This is a genomic window from Achromobacter sp., assembly GCF_050285565.1.
Classification (GTDB): domain Bacteria; phylum Pseudomonadota; class Gammaproteobacteria; order Burkholderiales; family Burkholderiaceae_B; genus Achromobacter.
This window is the reverse complement of the sequence record NZ_JBLZXG010000001.1, coordinates 462951-482752: the sequence shown is the minus strand read 5'-3', so window position 1 is coordinate 482752 and position 19802 is coordinate 462951. Positions and strand designations below refer to the sequence as shown.

Below are 19802 nucleotides of genomic sequence, written 5' to 3'. Positions count from 1 at the left end.
GCTTGTATGGGGTTCGTATGCCCGGCCTGCGGCCAGCCCGGACGGGTCACGGTTCAGCGGTCTCGAAGGACGATGAAATCAGCCAGCTCGGCCAGGCGCTTGCCGGCATCGCCCAGCGGTTCGAGCGCGGCCAGCGCGGCCTCGCGCAGCTCGCTGGCGAACGCGCGGGCCTCGTCCAGCCCCAGCAGCGACACGTAGGTCGGCTTGTTCTCGGCCGCGTCCTTGCCCGGCGTCTTGCCCAGGCTGGCGCAATCGGCGGTCACGTCGAGGATGTCGTCCACCACCTGGAATGCCAGCCCCATGGCCTGGGCGTAGACATCCAGCGCCTGGCGCGAGGCCGAGCTGGCGCCGGCGACGATGCCGCCCAGCGCCACGCTGCAGGCCAGCATGGCGCCGGTCTTCATGCTGTGCATCTGCTGCAGTTCGTCGCGCGACAGGCGGTGGCCGACGCTGAGCAGATCGATGGCCTGGCCGCCGGCCATGCCCTGGCTGCCCGCCGCGCGCGCCAGCGACTGCGTGGCCTGCACGATCAGGGCCGGGGCGATGGGCATGGAGGCCAACAGGTCGAAGGCCAGCGGTTGCAGCGCATCGCCGGCCAGCATGGCGGTGGCCTCGTCGAACTGCACGTGGGTGGTGGGGCGGCCGCGGCGCAGGACGTCATCGTCCATGCAGGGCAGGTCATCGTGCACCAGCGAGTAGGCGTGGATCAGTTCCACCGCCGCGGCAGCGCGGTCCAGCGAGGCTTCGACAGCCAGCACGCTGCCGCTGACCGGGCAGGCCTGGCCGGCGGCGTAGACCAGCGCGGCCCGCACCCGCTTGCCGCCGCCGAGCACGGCGTAGCGCATGGCTTCATGCAGGCGGGCAGGCACCGCGTCGGCGGGCGGCAGGAGGTCGTCGAGCACGTCTTCGACCTGCCGGACTCGACCCTGGAGCCACTCCGGGAAAGCGAGTTGAATTTGCTTCATCCGATTCTTATTCGTCATCCAGCGCCGCGGGATCCAGCGGGCGCAGCAGGTCGCCTTCCAAGACCTTGACCTGCTGTTCGGCCTGCGCCAAGCGTTCCTGGCAGACCCGCGTCAAGGCCACGCCGCGCCGGTAGGCGGCCAGCGATTGCTCCAGCGGCAGCGAGCCGTCTTCCATGGCCGCGACCAGCGATTCCAGTTCGGCCAGGGCCGTTTCGAAATCCTGGGGCAAGGGACGGTCGTCGGTCTGCGGATCGGCTTGTGAAGGTTTGGCCAAACGGGCCTCCGGGGGCACTAAGGGTGGATCAATCCGTGAATTGTACGAGATACCAAGTCCCCACCCCGATGCGCCGTCGCGCTCAGGCGCAGGCGCCCGCCAACCCCGCGATGGCGGCCCGCAGCGCCGGGGCCACCTGGCTGCGCAGCGCGGCTGCCGACAACAGACCTTCCGGCCCGCCGCAGCTCATGACGAACACGCCCTCGCCCGTCACGGATACGAAGGGAACGGCGACCGCGTTGATGCCCGACTGCCACTCGCCGATCGCGAAGCAGCAGCCAGTCTCGCGCAATTCGCGGCGCGCGCGCTCGATGGCAGCCGCCGCCGGCGCGGCCGCGCCCAACCGTTCCAGCACATCGGCGCAGGCGGCCGGTGGCAGGCTGGCCAGATAGGCGCGTCCCATGGCGCTGTCGAGGCTGGCGCGGTAGCCCACCGGCAAGCGCAGGTACAGCGCCGACGAACCGTGGATGGCCTCGACGTAGGTCATGGCGTCGCCGTCGAACGCGCCCAGCGCCACCGCGCCGCCGGTATTGCGCGCCAGGTCGGTCATCGAGGCCTTGGCCAGCTCACGCACCTCAAGGCCGGCCAACAGGCCGAACCCCAGCGCCAGTACGCCGTAGCCGGGCGAATACTTGCCGGTGTCCGAGTGATAGCGCAGATAACCCAGTTCGGTCAGGGTGTAGGTGATACGGCTGATGGTGGGTTTGGGCAGGCCGGTCAGGCGCGCCAGATCCAGGTTGCCCAGCGCCGCCACCCCCGGCCGAAAACAGCGCAGGACTTCCAGGCCGCGCGCCAGCGCCGTGATGAAGTCCGGCGACACCGGCCCCTCGCCCACCGCCCCCGCGCGCTTGCGGCGCGCCGGCGCGCTCAGCGCCAATTTCTGGTCGGGCTTGGCGGCGGGATGGGCAATGCGCTTGGGGTCAGAAAAAGATTGCATTTCTATTCGCTTCGTTTTTATAGTTTATTTCGAATACCAAAATTAAATTCCAATTAACGGAATTTAAAACAACCCAAGAGACCTGGCAAGCCTGCCTTCCGTTCCCGCCCCGGCGGGGATCGGGCTGGCCGAGCCGGGCCCGGCCAACCACTCATGCACGCGATTTCAAGGGGAAAACATGATTCGCAAGCGCTACACATTCCTGGCGGGTTTGCTGCTCAGCGTCGCCGCGCTGGGCGCCCACGCCGACTCCTACCCGTCCCGCCCGATCAAGGTGATCTCGCCCTTCCCGGCCGGCGGCGCCACCGACGTGCTGACCCGGGTCCTGGCCGAACGCATGGCCAAGACGCTGGGCCAGCCCATGATCGTCGAGAACAAGGCGGGGGCCGGCACCTCGATCGGCGCCGCCTTCGTCGCGCGCGAGGCGCCCGACGGCTACACCATTCTGATGGCCACCAACTCCACGCTGGTGACCAATCGCTATCTGTATAAAGAACTGCCCTACGACCCGGACGGCTTCGCACCGATCGGCATGGTCGGCGTGGGGCCGCTGGTGCTGCTGTCCAGCCCCAAGCGCCCGTTCAACAGCACCGCCGAGGTGGTCGCCTACGCCAAGCAGAATCCGGGCAAGCTGACCTTCGCCACGTTCGGCGCCGGCACCTCGTCGCACCTGGCGGGCGAATTGTTCAAGGAACGCGCCGGCATCGACATCCTGCACGTGCCGTTCAAAGGCGCGACGCAGGCCCTGCCGGCCCTGATCAGCGGTGACGTGGACCTGTTCTTCGACATGGTCGCCACCGGCATGCCGCAGGCCGAGGCCGGCAAGGTCAAGGTATTCGCCATCACCAGTCCCAACCGCCTGGCCACCGAATCGACACTGCCGACGCTGTCCGAGCAGGGCTATGCGGGGTTCGACATGACCGCCTGGTTCAGCTTCGTGGCGCCCAAGGGCACGCCCGCCCCGGCCTTGGAAAAGCTGCAGTCCGCCCTGGCCGAGACGCTCAAGGACGAGGCGGTGAAAAAGCGCATGCTGGAAATGGGCATCGACCCGCGCTCCGGCAGCCCCACCGAACTGGCCCAGCAGATCAAGAACGAGCAACCCGTCGTCTCGCAACTCATCAAGCAAGCGAACATCGTTCTGCAATGATGGCCGCGCCGGTTTCGTGACAAAACGTTCGCGGCGCCCCGCCGGCCCCGCGAACCGGTGCCCCAGGGCCCCTTCGACCGACAGCGCCCGCTGGGCCCTGTCGGTTTTTCATGCGCAACCTAACTCCTGGATACAGTCCCCGCGCGGCGCCGGCTGCTATGGTGAAAGCCAGGACAGCCGCCACGCCGGGCGACGCCCGGCGGCCACGTCCCCGCCCCGCAACCGCCCCGGGAGTCCGATGCCCTTGACCGATGACCGCTACGCCCGACTGGATGCCGCCCGCTGGCTCGCCGCCGTGGCGGTGGTGCTGCTGCACAGCGCCGCCCTGATCGTCAGCGAACCCGCGGCATACGGCCACGGCGCCTGGCTGGCCGCCAACCTGTACGACTCGGCCGCGCGTTGGTGCGTGCCGGTGTTCGTCATGGTCAGCGGCGCCCTGCTGCTCGATCCCGCCAAACCGCAGGACGCGCGGCGCTTCTACAGCAAACGGGCGGCACGGATCCTGACGCCGCTGGTGTTCTGGAGCCTCTTTTACCTGGTCTGGCGCACCGGCCTGGACTGGTGGGACAGCGGTCGCATCGATTTTTCGTTCTGGCCGCGCAAGGTCGCCCAGGGCCAGCCCTATTACCATCTCTGGTACCTCTACATGATCGTGGGGCTGTACCTGTTCGCCCCACTGGTGCGGCTGCTGTATGCGCGCAGCACGCCGCGTTCGCGCTCGCTCTGGGTGGTCGGCATCCTGGGCCTGGCCATCCTCGATGCGCTCTACCGGCGCGCGCTGGGCGCGCCACCGGGCTTCTTCCTGACGTGGTTCCTGCCCTACCTGGGATATTTCGTCGCGGGCCGCCAGATATTCGATGGCGAGTTGCGCGTGCCGCGCCCGGCCCTGGTGCTGGGGGCGAGCGTGGCCGCGACCGCCCTGGGCGTGTACACCATGTCCAGCGACCGGACACTGGACACCTATTTCTACGACTACTTCAGCCTGACCGTGCCGTTCATGTCGCTGGCGGCATTCCAGTGCATCGTATCGTCGCCGCGCCTGCCCCGGCTGGCGGCGCTGGCCCCGCTGACCTTCGGCGTCTACCTGATTCATCCGCTGTTCCTGGACGTGGCGCACCGGGCTGGCGCCATCACCGGGGGGCGCCGCGACGCCTGGGCCGTGCCGTTGCTGACGCTGGCGGTATTCCTGTTGTCGGCGGCCAGCAGTTGGCTGTTGCGACGCCATCCCGCCACGCGCAGGCTGGTCTGAAAAACCTACGGCGCGCAAGGGTATTCAGGTTTTGGCGCGGTCGGGCCGCCCCGGCTTGCGCTTGACCAAGCTTCACCGATCTTCACGGGCGTGGAAAAAAGGGTTGGGGTACAATTGACGGCTTACTTGATCGGCCAGACACCGATTTTTCTTCGCGCCAGAACGGATTTAGCCCCTCCTCTCGCAAACCGCAATTGCAGACAGCAAACGCGGTGGGGACGTGGCCAAGCTCAAGCCGTCCTGGCTTTTTAACGCCGGGCCGCCCCAGAAAGAGGCCCCATTGAGGGCAGTCAGCCCAGCTGGTACGGAGTACACAGTGGGCGCGGCGTTGGGGGAAATATTCATCCGAGCGGAGGGAATCATGACCGACATCGGTCGGATGGCACATGTTGTGCCAGCTCGCACCCAGCTACCCGTCAGTGCTTACTTTGACGAAGCCCTCTTTGCCCGCGAGCAAGAACTCATTTTCAAGCAATCCTCGCTGTACGTCGGCCACCAGAAGCTGGTGCCCGAGGTCGGGGATTGGCGCACCTTGGCCCAGGAAAATGGAGGGCGCGTGCTGGTTCGCAACCAGCAGGGCGTTGAACTCATCTCAAATGTCTGCCGCCACCGCCAGGCATTGATGCTGGGCGGTCAGGCCGGCGACGTCACCGGTCATTGCAATTCGCACGGCAGCCTCAAGGCCACCGGCGGCAACATCGTCTGCCCGCTGCACCGCTGGACCTACAACAACCGGGGCGAGCTGCTGGGCGCGCCGCAGTTCGACACCACGCCGTGCATGAACCTGCAGAAGTTCCGCCTGCGCGATTGCCATGGCCTGCTGTTCGAAGGCCCGCGCGACCCGGCCGCCGACATGGCGCCGCTGTTCGCGCGGCCCGAGTTCGACTTCGGCGACTACGTGCTGGATCACGTCGAAGTGCACCAGTGCAACTACAACTGGAAGACCTTCATCGAGGTGTATCTGGAGGACTACCACGTCGGCCCGTTCCACCCGGGCCTGGGCCGCTTCGTCACCTGCGACGACCTGACCTGGGAATTCAACGACTGGTACAGCCTGCAGAAGGTCGGCGTGCACAACGCGCTGGCGCAGCCGGGTTCGGACGTCTACAAGCAATGGCACGATCGCCTGCTGGCGTTCCGCGCCGGCGACGCGCCCGACTTCGGCGCGGTCTGGGTCACGTATTTCCCGACCCACATGATCGAGCTCTATCCGCACGTGCTGGTGCTATCGACGCTGTACCCGAAGAGTCCGCAGGAAACGGTCAACGTGGTCGAGTTCTACTACCCCGAGGAAATCGCCGCCTTCGAGCGCGAGTTCGTCGAGGCGCAGCGCGCGGCCTACATGGAAACGGCGATCGAGGACGACGAGATCGCCGAACGCATGGACGCCGGCCGCAAGGCGCTGATGCTGCGCGGCGTGAACGAGACCGGCCCGTATCAATCGCCGATGGAAGACGGCATGCAGCACTTCCACGAGTGGTATCGCCGCATCATGCAGGAGCGGCTCTGAGGCCACGGTACGCATGAAAACGACGTGCCCCCGGGAATATCCGTACAGGTCAAAACTAGAGGTATGGTTGCTTCTCAGCGCCCCGCTTTGGGCGAGGAGAAGCCATGAAACGGTCGAGATTTACCGAAGAGCAGATCACGTATGCGCTGCGACTGGCAGATAGCGGTACGCCGGTGGTCGACGTCTGTCGGCAGCTTGGTGTGTCGGAGGCGAACTTCTATACCTGGAAGAAGAAGTACGCCGACTTCGGTGTAAGCGAACTGCGTAAGCTCAAGCAGCTCGAGGATGAGAACGCACGGCTGCGGCGCATCGTCGCTGATCTAACACTGGACAAGCAGATCCTGCAGGAGGTGGTGCGAAAAAAAGTCTGAAGGCCGCCAAGCGGCGCGAGCTGGCTGCTTGGATGCACGAGCGCTTCCAGATCAGCGTGCAGCGCACTTGCGTTGCTGCAACGGTCGACCTGGTACGCCAAGAGTCATGCGCGAGACCAAAGCGCGCTGCGTCAGCGCATTCGCGACATTGCCCTGAGTCGTCCGAGGTTCGGCTACCGGCGCGTGTTAGTGATGCTGCAACGCGAACACTGGAACGTAGGCAAGAAACGCGTGTATCGCCTTTACAGCCTGGAAGGCTTGCAACTGCGAATGAAGGTCAAGCGTCGCAAGCGCATTGCGCTACTTCGGGGCAAGCCCCCGGTGCCAACTGGGCCGAACCAGCACTGGAGCATGGATTTCGTTCATGATCAGATGCTAGATGGGCGCAGCGTTCGCATCTTGACCGTCATCGATCAATGGAGTCGCGAGAGTGTGTGTCTAGAGGCCAACTTTCGGCAAACGGGCCGGGGCGTCGGTCAGGCACTGGACCGGTCTGCGGTTCTGCGCGGCTGGCCCAAGGCGATCACCGTCGATAACGGAACGGAATTTACGTCTCGGGCATTAGACGACTGGGCATACCGACGCGGCATCAAACTCGACTACACACGCCCAGGCAAGCCGACGGATAATGGGCTCATCAAGTCGTTCAACGGTCGATTGCGTGATGAATTCCTTAATGTGCATGAATTCATCACGCTGCACGACCTGCAGCAAAAACTGCAAGCTTGGCAGGACGATTACAACCATCATCGTCCTCACGGTTCACTCGGTCATCTGACCCCGAGTGAGTACGTTCAAAAGTGGTCAGTGCAACCCAAAGAGGCAGCCACTCTCCAGTTTTGAACTGTCCACTTTGCGGGGGAAGGTCACGACGCTACCGCTTTCCTGCAATTGCCACGTGAAGTGACGGAACGGGTCGGGCAGGGCCCTCATTCGTACACATCAAGGGTTGTAGCAATAAGGGATTCGCTCACCGGGTGTATCTCCCGGTCGATGTTCACCTGGCCCACTATGGTGATGGCAACCAGCGCGTGACGGATCATGACATCTGGCCGGTCTGAGGTCCCAAAATCAGAGCCGATCATTCCAGCAACAGCATCGGGCGGCTACACGCAACTCGATCCGTGTCAAAGGGAATTAGTCGGAGATAATTATCATGCCCGCGACTCCCGAAGCAAATTCAAGCGCGGTAGGCACCACGCTATCAACGCGACCGCGATCCCGCCTGCCAGCCAAGCCAAGGCAAAAGCATGGCCGTAGCCCACACGCTGGCTCAACCCACCTATCACCCCAGCAGCCAACCCATTAGCCAAGCTTTCACAACACTGCATGGCAGTGAAGTCAGTACCGGGGCGCTGCGGCGAGGCCCAGTTCATAAACAGCGCCCAGACGGCCACATACATCGCCCCCTCCCCCAGCGCCTGCACGCCGAAGGCAACATAGATGATGCGGGCGTCATGCAAGCCGTTGACCTGGAGACCCCACGCAGTGCCAAGCAGCATGGCAACGATCACACACCCCGCCAGCGCCGCGCGGCGATCGCCCAACCATCGCACCAGTGGTACGCCAATCAGCACGCCGCCCACGGCATTGGCGATAAGGTTGCTCATCTGCAATGTGCCAACCTGCGCCAGGCTCAGGCCGCGGTCGACCAGCCAGGGTTGCACCAACGTGGAGATGGCCGTGCCGGCAAACTTGAACAGTAGTGCGATGGCCAGCGCCCAACCCAAGTCAGCGTGCCGCCGCAGATCCCGCAACCGTACGCGCTGTGTAGCTGGGCGTGGCGCGGTGCCATCGCGCCAGCGACGGCCGAATCCTAACGGCAGGTACAGCAGCACCAGCAGCAACGCCATGAGCAGCATTGTGTCCGCCCAACCGACGTGGGCATGGAGCACCAGCAAACCGCCCCCGCCGGCGAGCATGCCGGCAATGAACGCCGCAACCTGGATCGCATTCGCCGGCCCAGCGGCGCGCCCTTGCAGACGGGAAACCGCATAGGCGTTAGTGACAATATCCTGAGTGGCGCACACGCTGTTCAGCGCTATGACGCCGATCAAGGTCGCAACCAGATATGTCCCGGGCGGGAAAGGCGCCAGTCCGAGATACAGCAGCACCGCCAAGGTTTGCGTCACACCGATCAGACGTGCGTGGCCCCAGCGCGCGCAAGCGTTATCGATCGGGCCGGCCCACAGGAACTTCAGAGCCCAGGGCAGGAACGCCAGACCAGTGAGTCCCACCTCAGCCACTGGATGGCCTCCCTGGCGAATCAGCGCACCCAGTGCATTGAAGGCCAGGCCGGAAGGCAAGCCTTGCGCGAAGTACATCAAGGCAAGCGCCAGGTATTCGCTAGCGTGTGCCGGCCCGGACGGAACGAACACACCGTCGGTAGTGACGAGTTCGCGATCCATCAGAAGTCCATGCTTACGCGCACGCCTGCCGTGCGAGGATTACCGGCGACGACAAAGCCATTGTTAACCGCACGCGTGAAATAGTGCGCGTTGCCCAGGTTCTGGCCGTACACGCCGATACTCCATTGCCGGACACGGTAAGTGATGTGCGCATCGACAAGGGTATAAGGGTGGTTGCCGACATTGCTGTTGGGAAAGAGGTTCGTCGCTCCCTGCCGTACCACACCCACGCCCATATCCCACTGCGCGGTTGGATGCCACGAAACAGCCAGGCCAACGCTCTGACGCGGGGTCATGGCAAATTGCCGACCCGCATAGCTGACACCGTTGAGCACATAGTCGTCGTATTTGGCGTCGATAAGACCAACGAATGCATTGAACTCAAGCTGTCGCGACGGTCGCCACTTACCTGAGAGCTCCGCCCCCCGGCTGTGCGAACGCTGGGCATTGGTCGTCACCGTCTGGCCGTTGCTCGTGACCACGTTCTGCTGGTCATGCAGGAACGTGTCGAAGAGCGTGGCGCCCAGTTCCCAGGCGTCGTCCACCCCACGCAACCGATAGCCCAACTCGATGTAATTGGCGATCGCCGCGTTATAAGGTTGCCCGGCCTGATCGGCCTTGCTCGCGTAGGTATTGAAACCCGGAGGCTCATAGCCTCTGGCGAGCGTGAGCCAGCCATAGTTGCGTTCGTTGGGTTGGTACTCCAGCGTCAGGCGCGCCAATACGGCGGTGTGATTGAGCCGCGCGCCCTGGACGAATTCGGTACTGTTGAATGGCGTATCGGGGATACCGTCGCCAGTCGAGTCGTACAGACCGCCCTGATCGCCGCGCCAGTCAAGGCGCGAGCGGTCGTACTCTACCCGTACCCCTGCCGCGATCCGCCAGGCCGGGGCGAAACGCCAGCCAACCTGGCCGAAAGTGGCTGCCGAGTTGCTTTCCAGGGTCGCATGCGTGCTGCTCCGGTAGTACGGGCTCATGTCGTACAAATAGGGCGCCTCACGCTTCGTTTGCTGGTCGAACAAGCCGACCATCCAATCGATAGATCCCTGCTGCCCGCTCAGACGAGCCTCGGCACTGAACTGGCGCGTGACCATGTCGAAGCCACTGCGCGCATCGAACAGCGATTGAGGAAGCCAATAGTTCCATTGCGTCCGGTTTGCACCCAAATTAACGGCGAGTTTGGTGCCCCCACTGAATTCGCGGTTGTAACTGCCTGAAAGCAACGTGAACTCGGTCTTGTTCGTCCCCGTATCGCTGGCGCCAGATTGATGTTCCCGTGCCAGCCCCGGCATCGCGAAGTAGTCATTGCCACCGCGCGAATTCATCTGATACAGGCCAAAGCGCCATTCGCCGCCTGCCTCGTCGCGGTGCAGTAGTTTCAGGTGGGCAAAGGTGCTGTTCCAGCCGGCCGTGTTGTCTCGGCCCAGCGTTGTGTTGTCGGTATAGCCGTCGCCATGCTCGCCGCCCACGGCAATACGCAGGCCGGTGCTATCCGATAAGGGCAGATCGCCACTGAGTGTGGCGCGCTCACGCCCGTGACTGCCGTAGTCAAGGGCAAGATTGCCGCCAGCGGCCCGATCCGGATCGCGCGACTGCAACAGGATCATGCCACCGATCGCGCTCGGCCCATCCAGCGAATGTGGGCCGCGCAGTAGCTGCATCTGATCCAGATCGAACAACTGCCCCACCGCCAGACCAAATATCGGAACGCCATCGAGCAGCACCGGGATGGCGGCGCTGTTCGACTCGTCGGTATCGATGCCAAGCCCCCGGATCATGATGATCGGATTGGTCTGTGTGTAACTGGTCACAGACGTATTGGGCAACCGTTGCGCTACCTGTCCCAGCGTATCCAGGTGGGCATCCTCCAGCGCCTGTCCGCTGACCACGCTGATGCTGGCCGGCGTCTGGAATGCCGTCGCTCCCGGCTGAGTGCCGGTCACGACAACAGCCGGCACTACGGGCACGTGATGATCGGTCGAATCGGATGTCTGATTACTGTCCGGGGTGGTTTGGGCGTGGCATAGCGCTGCCATAAAGATTCCTGCCAATGCCAAACAAAGGTTCAGTCGACGAGGCAGGGAAACAGACCTGGGAGGAAAAGTAGCGATCATGGGATGGAATCCAGAACTCAAGTCATAAAATGATAATGATTCCCAGTTTCATTTCTACCCCAATTAGGTTTGTACTCCCCCGAACGGGACTATTTGAGAGACCAACGCGCACGCGACGTAGACGGCGGTTGAATTTTCGAGGAAGCGGTACGGGTGAGATATCGATCAATCGGACGCCTCATCCGCGCAAATCCATCATTCGTGCTTCGCCACCATTTCAAATACGAACGGTTCGTATTACTATTTTCATATCGTCGTAACGCCCCTCCTGGATAGCCAAGGACGTTTCACCGTCAACTCAGCCGTCGCCAGGGTGTACTGCCCGATGGGTGGTCTGCCCTGACGCGCCGTGTCATTCGGACTACGCTCAGTAGGAGTGCGCCGACAGCACGCACACCGGAGGTCCGTCATGCAAGAACTGAAGTCGGCAGAGTTCTTCGATACCAGCCCAGGCCAGTCGCTGTCTCCCGCGGGCGTACAGGTGCGGACACTCGACCTGCAGCCAGGACTGGCCGTATCGCTGGAGGCCTTCGACACCGAGCAGGACTTGTGCGCAATGACGGAAGAGGAAGGAGCACGCGTTCATTTCAATTGCCTGTTGCGTGGCGAAACACGTGTCTGCTACGACGGTCAGAGCTTCGACCTGGACCGCGACAACGTCCTGGCTGTCTTCGCGCCGGGCAAACGATTTCAACTGGAATGCAGCGCGGATTGCTGCAACATTGAGCTGCGAATTACACCACAACTGCTCAATCAGCTCGCTGGCGCTGAGGAATGCGAGCGGTTGTGTCTTGCCCGCGGCCGCGATTTCTGCCTGTTTCGCAACCGCAACAACCTGCGTATCCGCGACGCAGCCGACCGGCTTGGTCGTCTGCTGGCCGACGAGTGCCCCTCGTCCCTGCTCGTGCATTCCGCCGCCTTGGAGTTCCTCGCCTGGCACCTGAAATCCTTGCAGCCGGCAACCGGTGACACCGGCATCTGCCCACGCGAGCGCCGGCAACTTCTGGTAGCTCGCGAGCAATTGCTTAGCAACTTGAGCCAGCCGCCCACGATTGCTCAACTGGCACGTGAGACAGGGCTGAACCAGCTCAAGATCAAGCGAGGCTTTAAATTACTGTTCGGCATCAGTGTGTATGCTCTTTTCCAGCGCGAGCGCATGGAGCGAGCCCGGCATCTCCTGCAGCGTCATAGTGTCACCGAGACCGCTTCGCTACTGGGCTACAGCAACATCAGCCATTTCAGCAATGCTTTTCGCAAGCAATTCGGCGCACTGCCCAGCGAGGCGCGTCGCAGAGCGTTGGCTTAAGGAATAGTCGCACGCTACCTGCAGCCACCGCAGCCTCGACCACGCCGAGGTCGAGGCGATGGCAAGATGGGTGTCGACGTCGAGCATCCCGTGCCAGGCATGCCAGTGCCGTTGCCCATCGTCACAACGGAAATCCGTTTGCGTATCTGGCCGAAGGCGCAGGCGAGTAAATTCGAGCATTAGCCCTTCCCCGCAGCACTTGCTAACGGCTTCCTTGAGCGTCCAGGTTTTCAGGAACGACGCGGTATCCGGTAGTTCCGATTCGTCGGGATGGCGAATGGTCGGCCACGACAGGCTGGCGGCTGGCAAGCGTGCTTGCTCCACGTCGATGCCGACCTCGGCGTTCTGGCGTAGCGCCATGGCGACCCATCCGCCGCTGTGCGATAAGTTGAAGTGCAGCGCCGGCTCCACGAGCCGCGGTTTTCCACGTCCATCCACCGTGAAGGCCAAGCGCTGTGGAGGTTGGTTCACAAGTTGCCCGATCACCCACCGCTTGAGGGCATGGGCGGCATGATGCCGTCGACGATCGGCCGCAAAGCGGTATGCGGTAAGGCGTTGCCGCTCCCGCAAATCTAGCCATGTCACCGGCCATGTGGCTGCGTACGCGATCGGTGCGCAAACCATCATCACTTCCCCGTCATGCAGGGGAACCACCGTATTCGGGGCGGGATGGGAATTGGGCTGCGCGGTGGCCGCCGGTTCAGATGAGAGGCGCATGATTTTCCGGGGAAAGTGATTCAACTGCCTGCTCCTGCCACAGTTCCGCGTAGAGCCCACCCAGCGCGAGCAGCGTCTCATGGGTGCCTCGTTCCCGCATATAACCCTGATCCAGTACCAGGATCTGATCGGCATGCCGGATGGTAGGCAGGCGGTGCGCGATCATGATGACCGTGCGCCCGGCGATTAGGCGCGCGAGAGCCTGTTGGATCTCATGCTGCGATTGTGGGTCGACCGAGGCGGTCGCCTCGTCCAGCAGCAGCACCGGAGCATCCTTGAGTAGTGCCCGGGCAATGGACAGGCGCTGGCGTTCTCCACCGGAAAGCTGCTGCCCATTCTCGCCGATGCGTGTCGCGTAACCCTCGGGCAAGCGTTGGACGAAGGTATCGCAGCAGGCCGCGCGGCATGCCTCGATCACGGCTTCGTCGCTGGCGCCTTCGCGTCCGATGCGCACATTGTCCATCACGCTGCCGTCAAAGAGCTGCACGTCCTGGAAAACAAAGCCCAGTTGCTGGTAAAGCATATCGCTGCGCCATTCGCGAAGATCGACGCCGCCAAGCGTGATGCAGCCTCGCTGGGGATCGTAGAAGCGTGCGAGCAGTTCCAGCAGCGTACTTTTTCCCGCCCCCGAAGGACCGACGATGGCGGTCACGCTGCGCTCGGAAGCATCAAAGGAAATGTCGTGCAGCACACATTCAGCGCCGTACCCGAAGCTCACATCGCGATATGCCACGGCCAGACCTGGTGGCGCTTCGTTCCGCTCACCTTCCTTCAACACAGGTTCGTCCAGGAGTTGTTGCAGGCGTGTTTCCCCTTGCACCAACGCGCGTAGTTCTATCAGGTAGGCAGCGGCGTCGAGTAGCGGATCGAGCACCTTATAGGCCACCAGCACAAACAGCAGCCAGGTCACGGGCGTCAGCGTCGCATGTGCGACGAGCCACCCCGCGACGGCCAGCATCAGCAACAACCCGCCTTCGAGCACGAAGCGATACGCCTGCACCGAACCGCCGCCCCAGGCTTCGGCACCCATGCTGTGATGCCGGATCTGAGCAAAGCGCTCATCCAACCGCTGCAGCCACACTTGCGCACGGTTGAATAACCGCAGGGTACGCAAACCTCCGATGAACTCCACAATCAGACCGCTGACATCCAGAAATAGCGTCTGCTTGCGCGCACCACGCGCTAGAAAGAACCGGTTGGCACCGTTGATGACCGCAAGCGCCAATGGCCACGTTGCCAGCAGGGCGAGCGTCAGCCTCCAGTCAATCCAGACCAGTGCCACGGCAAACAGCAAGGGAACCGATACCGCTGCCAGCAATTCAGCGATGAGGTGCGTGAACACGTCCTCCATGCGCTTGACGTCGTCCGTTATCACCGCAGCCAGATGACCGACGCGCTGGCGCGCGAATACCCCGAGCGGTAGCCGTTGCAGGTGATTGATCACGCGGGTACGGTATGCGATCGTCAATGCGTAACTGCCCAGGAAGCAGTTCATCTGACTCAGGTACGAGAAGAGCATCTGCCCCAACAGCAGGAACACAAGCCAAACCAGCGGGACGGCCCACACCCGTGCCTCGGTTGTATCCGGGCCGAATGGCGCGATTCGCGACAGCCAGTACCAGGCGAGGAAATGCGGTGCAATCGCTAAAGCGCGCTCGACCACGCGCAGCAGCAGACCCACGTAGATGCGCGCCGGAGATTGGCCGCTGGCATGTATCACGCGATAGCCGGCCCGCACGAAATTAGCCATGCGCCACCTCCCTGATGGGAGGGACGCCCCCCCTGGCCCTAACCGTCCACGTCTCCTCCTGTGCCTGGGCCTCCCACATCTGCCGATACAGGGCGCAGCGCCGCAGCAGACTGTCGTGATCGCCCGTATCGCGCAGACTACCCGCCTGCAACACCACGATTTGTGAAGCGTCTTTCACGGTGTAGAGCCGGTGGGCGATGATCAGCAATGTCTTATCTGGACAGGCCTCGCGGAGAGCCTCGAAAAAACGCCGCTCGGTGCGGCTGTCGGCAAAGGCCGTGCTTTCGTCCAGCACGAGGATCGGTGTATTGGCCAGTAGTGCGCGGGCGACCGCGATGCGTTGGCGTTCTCCCCCCGAGAGACTAATGCCCGCTTCACCCACCTGCGTGTGCCAGCCCTCGGGCAGCGCGTCGACAAACGCTTCGGCCTGAGCGATGCGCAGGGCGTGGCGGACCTGCGCATCGTCCGCGTCGGGCTGGCCCAGCCGCAGGTTCTCCAGCAGGCTACCTCGAAAGATGAACGTATCCTGGGCCACCACCGAGATCAGCCTCGCGCGCTGCGCTTCGCCGATTGCGATCAACGGCGCGCCGCCAATGGAAATTTCGCCGTAGTCCGACGCGATTAAGCCACCGAGCAGGCTCGCCACCGTGGTCTTACCAGCACCCGAGGGGCCGACTAAAGCCGTGACCTTTCCTGCTGGAACGTTGAACGATAGATCATGCAGTACCGATGATTTGCCATAGCTGAAGCCCACGTTGTCGAAGTGCAGGTCGAACCTGTCAATGGCGGCAGGCATATGCGGTACGGGCTCGTGCATAGCCAGCAACGGCTGCATGTGGCGTACGCCTTCCAGTATCTCGCGGATCTGTGCCTGGAAGCGCATCAGCTTGAATAGGGGTTTGAGCATGCCATTGCCGAGCACCAGGGCGAGCAACAGTTCCGCGAGGCTGATTTGGTGATGCTGTTCGAGCCACAGGCTCAACGGCAGCAGCAGCACGATGTTCGCATTGAGCAGAACCATGAATACCGACCAGCCAGGTACCGTGCTGCGCGTCACGCGAATTACCAGATCGTGATATAGAGCCAGTCCCTCGCGCATGCGGCTGAAAGAACGCGCATCCTGCCGGAACGTTTTCATTACCGGCATGCTGCGCAGGTACTCGACCGAGGCGCTGTTCAGCTCACCGACCGCCTGCTGGTATTCGGCCATGCGTTCGTTCATGTCACGCATGGCGATGGACTGGAACAGGATCGCCAACGGCAGGGTGACCACCGCCGCCAGGGCCAGACGCCAGTCGATCCACAGCAGCACAATAGCGACCAGGATCGGTGCGACTATCGCCGCCGTCATCTCCACCAGATGGTGCGCGATGAACTGTTCGAGCCGTTCGACGTCCTGCATCAGCAGCTTCTTCAAGGAGCCCGAGCCATGATGTTGCAGCCAGGTCAACGGCGCCCACACCAGACACCGCACCAGTACCTGGCGCGTTCGCATCAGAATGCGGTATGCCGCGCGATGACTCAAATAATAAGCCAGCGTGTAAAGCAGATATTTGCCGGTCAGCGCAAGGGCCATCCAACCCACCAGACGGAAGAAATCGTGCGCCGTCGCGTGGGCGAGCAACCGCATCGCCGAGTCGCACAGTAGGACATAGGGCACCAGCTCCAGTCCGGACGCTCCAACGGTGAGCAACAGCGCCAGCCCCAAAGGCAGGCGATAACCGCGCAGCAGACGGAGCAATGCAGGCCACGGTACGTCGGCACGGGTTTGGGTCATGCGGCGATCTCCATTGGATAAACGCATAGCGCGTGCCCAACGCGATACGCAGCAGGCACGTGGTTCTGATATTGATCTTGTACGTGGATCGCGGGGGTATTGCTACCCGATTCGGTCATCCCATTCCCCGGAACCGGATGATTTATAGCGCGCTCATCGTCCATCCACCAAAGCACCGTATTCCTCATGAAAGAAGAATTCGGATGCGGGGAGTGCGGTCCCCTTTCGGGTAGTCCTGCCATACGATATCGATATGATTCTTATTTATCATCATTTGGTGCGCCTTGTTCGGCGCCAGGGAGTCACCCATGAAGCCCCATGCCAGCGGTTGGCCGGATGCCAGCATCGAATGCTACGAACGTGAGGGGTACTGGCAGCGCCTGACGCTCGGTCAACATTTGCACCAGTGTGCGCAGCGCTATGGCGAGCGCGTGGCGCTGGTGGATGGCGCCTCACGTTGCAGCTACGCGGAACTGGATCAGCGCGCCGATCGTCTCGCCGCAGGCTTTACCACCCTAGGCATTCGGCGCGGCGATTGCGTATTGCTGCAATTACCCAACAGCATCGCGTTTGTGGCCTCGCTGTTCGCTCTGATGCGCGTGGGTGCGCTGCCGTTGCTGGCCATGTCATCGCAACGGCTGGGCGACCTGGAAAGCCTGTGCGCGCAAGCCCAACCCGTTGCCTGCATCATGCCGGATCGCTTCCTGGGCTTCGACCACCTCGCAATGGCCGAAGCCCTGCAAGCCCGGTGTCCGTGCCTGCAACACTTGATCATCGACGGGAATGCGGGACAGCACCTGACGCTTGAAGCCCTGGAAGCCACGCCGCTCGGTCTGCATCCCGCGCCGCATCCCCACGACACGGCCTTGTTGCTCCAGTCCGGTGGTACGACCGGTGCGCCCAAGCTGATACCGCGCACGCACGCCGACTACGCTTACAACGCCCAGGCCTCGGCCGCGTTATGCGGCCTGACTGCCAACAGCGTCTACCTAGCGGCATTGCCGATTGCCCACAACTTTCCCCTCGCGTGCCCAGGTGTTCTCGGTACGCTCTTTGTCGGCGGCCGCGTGGTAATGGCGCGCACCCCGAGCAGCGACGAGGCGTTTTCGTTGATTGCTCGCGAGCGCGTTAGCATGACAGCGCTCGTGCCGCCGCTCGTGCAATTGTGGCTGCACGCTCGCGAGGGAGACACCACGGATCTGTCCAGTCTGCAATGGCTGCAGGTCGGTGGTGCGCGGCTGGAGCCGGCGCTGGCCCAACAGATCAAACCTGTCCTTGGTTGTCGGCTCCAACAGGTGTTTGGGATGGCCGAAGGATTGCTGTGCTATACCCGCCTGGACGATTCGGACGACGTGATCCATCACACCCAGGGACGCCCGCTGTCACCCCACGATGAGATTCGCATCGTCGATGCGGAAGGCGTCGATGTGGTTCCCGGAGAAACCGGCGAGTTGCTCACGCGTGGGCCTTACACCATCCGCAGCTACTACGGTGGTACACAAGGCGGCGCAACCGCCTTCACGGCAGACGGCTACTACCGATCAGGCGACCTGGTACGACGCACACCAGAAGGCAACCTGGTCGTCGAGGGACGCCTGAAGGAACAAATCAACCGCGCTGGCGAGAAAATCGCCACCGCCGAGATCGAGCAGCACCTGCGCGAACATCCTGCCGTGCGGGATGCGGTCGTAATCGCGCTCGATGACGCCGAACTCGGCGAACGCAGTTGTGCCTTCATCGTCGTGCAAGGCGATGCCCCGAGCCTGCGCGAGCTTCACGATTTCCTGCGCTCGCGCGGCCTGCCGCGACACAAGCTGCCTGACCAGCTCGAAACCTCGGCGGCCTGGCCGCTGACCACCGTGGGAAAAATCGACAAGCGGCGTCTGGCGCTGCTCGCCCAGCGAACCACCACCACCGCTCGAGCCCTCTATCACGAACGAACCCTCTCGATCACGCAGACGCCGCTCGTGTTGGCCACCCGTGTCGCGCACGATCTGGTCGATACGTCGTTTATCCTCTATGAGCGCGATGGCGAATGGTCAGTTGGCGTCGGCGCTACGGCCCAGATCACGCTCGATGCGCAACATGTCGCGCTCGATTTTCGTGGTGAACGACGAACATGGCCGCTCGCCGACTTTGCGACGTCGATCACGCAAGCCCTGGCTGAGTTACCGGTCGACGGCTACCGGCTCTACGGTACGGCGGATTTCGAGCTGGCCCGCTTGTTCCATGGGCTGCCTGCCGTACCGACATCGCGTCCGCTGTTTCATCTGGTTGCTCCAGCCATCGAAGTACGTCTGCGGGAGGGGCGGGCCACATTGCGTGCGCTGGACGAGACCACACTGCCGGCGTGGGCAGAATGGCTTGCGCGACTCGACGCGCTTCCGGCCAACGATGACCTGTCGTGTCACGTCGGCAACGTGACGGTAGACATCCGCCACGCGGATGCGGAACCGTACAGGCATCGGGTAGCCGCTGCCATCCAGCAGATTCAGGCGCGCGTCTACGACAAGGTGATCCTGTCACGCGCGGTCTCGGTGCCGAGATCCGTCGATCTGGTCGCAAGCTATCTGGTCGGACGACGTGCCAACCAGCCGGCGCGCTCTTTCCTATTGCGTCGAGACGATTTCGCCAGTGCGGGTTTCAGCCCCGAGACCGTCGTGGAAGTCGATGCCGATGGTTGGGTCAGCACCCAGCCGCTAGCGGGTACGCGTGCGCTCGGTTCTGATCCCGATGAGGAAGCGCGGTTGCGCGAGGAATTATTGAGCGATCCCAAGGAAATTGCCGAGCATGCAGTCTCGGTCAAGTTGGCATTCGAGGAACTGGCGCAGGTGTGCGCGCCAGGCAGCGTCCAGGTTGGCGAATTCATGCAGGTCTGCCGGCGCGGAACCGTGCAGCATCTGGGTTCGCGCGTGCGCGGCCGCCTTGAAAGGGGCAAGACCGCCTGGGACGCATTCCAGGCCCTGTTCCCGGCGGTGACTGCTTCGGGCATTCCCAAGCGCGAGGCGATTGACGCCATCGGCCGCCACGAGCCTGCTCAGCGCGGATTGTATAGCGGCTGCGTGATGATCGCCGACAGCGACGGCGCCCTGGATGCCGCGCTGGTACTGCGCTCGATATACCAGGATCGCGAACACACTTGGCTGCATGCGGGTGCCGGCATCGTCGCGATGTCCACTCCCGAGCGCGAGCTGGAAGAAACGCGCGAGAAGCTGACCAGCGTGTCCCGCTTTCTGGTCAATGCGGGGAGTCACACATGAGGCTAACGCGGACGGCC

13 protein-coding genes and 1 pseudogene are annotated in these 19802 nt (G+C 63.0%); 6 read left to right on the top strand and 8 right to left on the bottom strand.

Features of this window, described 5'->3' with window-relative positions:
- Positions 1-53: 53 nt before the first annotated feature.
- The 3 genes from ACN6O8_RS02060 to ACN6O8_RS02050 all read right to left on the bottom strand — a co-directional run bounded on the left by ACN6O8_RS02060 (position 54) and on the right by ACN6O8_RS02050 (position 2176).
- Positions 54-965, bottom strand: a complete 912-nt coding sequence (locus ACN6O8_RS02060) for a polyprenyl synthetase family protein (protein WP_427989416.1) — start codon at positions 963-965, stop codon at positions 54-56.
- Between the two features lie 7 nt (positions 966-972).
- The gene (locus ACN6O8_RS02055; RefSeq protein WP_049072439.1) at positions 973-1239 is read right to left on the bottom strand and encodes an exodeoxyribonuclease VII small subunit; all 267 of its coding nucleotides are present in this window, start codon (positions 1237-1239) and stop codon (positions 973-975) included.
- Between the two features lie 82 nt (positions 1240-1321).
- Complete coding sequence (locus tag ACN6O8_RS02050; RefSeq protein WP_427989415.1) at positions 1322-2176, bottom strand: IclR family transcriptional regulator; 855 nt, start codon at positions 2174-2176, stop codon at positions 1322-1324.
- A 178-nt stretch (positions 2177-2354) separates the two neighbouring features.
- On the opposite strand from ACN6O8_RS02050, the gene ACN6O8_RS02045 reads away from it, so the two are divergent.
- The 4 genes and pseudogenes from ACN6O8_RS02045 to ACN6O8_RS02030 all read left to right on the top strand — a co-directional run bounded on the left by ACN6O8_RS02045 (position 2355) and on the right by ACN6O8_RS02030 (position 7296).
- On the top strand, positions 2355-3323 hold the full coding sequence (locus ACN6O8_RS02045; RefSeq protein WP_427989414.1) for a Bug family tripartite tricarboxylate transporter substrate binding protein: 969 nt from the start codon (positions 2355-2357) through the stop codon (positions 3321-3323).
- 238 nt (positions 3324-3561) lie between these two features.
- Entirely contained in the window at positions 3562-4572 is a 1011-nt protein-coding gene (locus ACN6O8_RS02040; protein ID WP_427989413.1) for an acyltransferase, read from the top strand.
- 361 nt (positions 4573-4933) lie between these two features.
- The gene (locus tag ACN6O8_RS02035) at positions 4934-6082 is read left to right on the top strand and encodes an aromatic ring-hydroxylating oxygenase subunit alpha (protein WP_427989412.1); all 1149 of its coding nucleotides are present in this window, start codon (positions 4934-4936) and stop codon (positions 6080-6082) included.
- 104 nt (positions 6083-6186) lie between these two features.
- Positions 6187-7296, top strand: a pseudogene (locus ACN6O8_RS02030) (IS3 family transposase).
- Between the two features lie 311 nt (positions 7297-7607).
- Here ACN6O8_RS02030 and ACN6O8_RS02025 read toward each other — a convergent pair.
- Both ACN6O8_RS02025 and ACN6O8_RS02020 read right to left on the bottom strand, forming a co-directional pair.
- The gene (locus tag ACN6O8_RS02025) at positions 7608-8861 is read right to left on the bottom strand and encodes an MFS transporter (protein ID WP_427989411.1); all 1254 of its coding nucleotides are present in this window, start codon (positions 8859-8861) and stop codon (positions 7608-7610) included.
- Complete coding sequence (locus tag ACN6O8_RS02020) at positions 8861-10975, bottom strand: TonB-dependent receptor (RefSeq protein ID WP_427989410.1); 2115 nt, start codon at positions 10973-10975, stop codon at positions 8861-8863. Before ACN6O8_RS02020 ends, ACN6O8_RS02025 begins: the two co-directional genes overlap by 1 nt.
- 409 nt (positions 10976-11384) lie before the next feature.
- Here ACN6O8_RS02020 and ACN6O8_RS02015 point away from each other — a divergent pair, with 409 nt between their 5' ends.
- Positions 11385-12281, top strand: coding sequence for a helix-turn-helix transcriptional regulator (locus tag ACN6O8_RS02015; RefSeq protein ID WP_427989409.1), 897 nt, complete (start codon positions 11385-11387; stop codon positions 12279-12281).
- Here the strand turns inward: ACN6O8_RS02015 and ACN6O8_RS02010 are convergent.
- The 3 genes from ACN6O8_RS02010 to ACN6O8_RS02000 are packed head-to-tail and all read right to left on the bottom strand — an operon-like array spanning position 12186 to position 16525.
- Positions 12186-13022, bottom strand: a complete 837-nt coding sequence (locus ACN6O8_RS02010) for a 4'-phosphopantetheinyl transferase family protein (RefSeq protein ID WP_427989408.1) — start codon at positions 13020-13022, stop codon at positions 12186-12188. The genes ACN6O8_RS02015 and ACN6O8_RS02010 overlap by 96 nt on opposite strands.
- Positions 12982-14748 carry an ABC transporter ATP-binding protein gene (locus ACN6O8_RS02005; protein ID WP_427989407.1) on the bottom strand — a complete coding sequence of 589 codons (1767 nt, stop codon included), beginning with the start codon at positions 14746-14748 and terminating at the stop codon, positions 12982-12984. The genes ACN6O8_RS02010 and ACN6O8_RS02005 overlap by 41 nt, the downstream gene beginning before the upstream one ends.
- Entirely contained in the window at positions 14741-16525 is a 1785-nt protein-coding gene (locus ACN6O8_RS02000; RefSeq protein ID WP_427989406.1) for an ABC transporter ATP-binding protein, read from the bottom strand. Before ACN6O8_RS02000 ends, ACN6O8_RS02005 begins: the two co-directional genes overlap by 8 nt.
- Before the next feature lie 308 nt (positions 16526-16833).
- On the opposite strand from ACN6O8_RS02000, the gene ACN6O8_RS01995 reads away from it, so the two are divergent.
- Positions 16834-19785, top strand: a complete 2952-nt coding sequence (locus tag ACN6O8_RS01995) for a salicylate synthase (RefSeq protein WP_427989405.1) — start codon at positions 16834-16836, stop codon at positions 19783-19785.
- Positions 19786-19802: the final 17 nt, after the last annotated feature.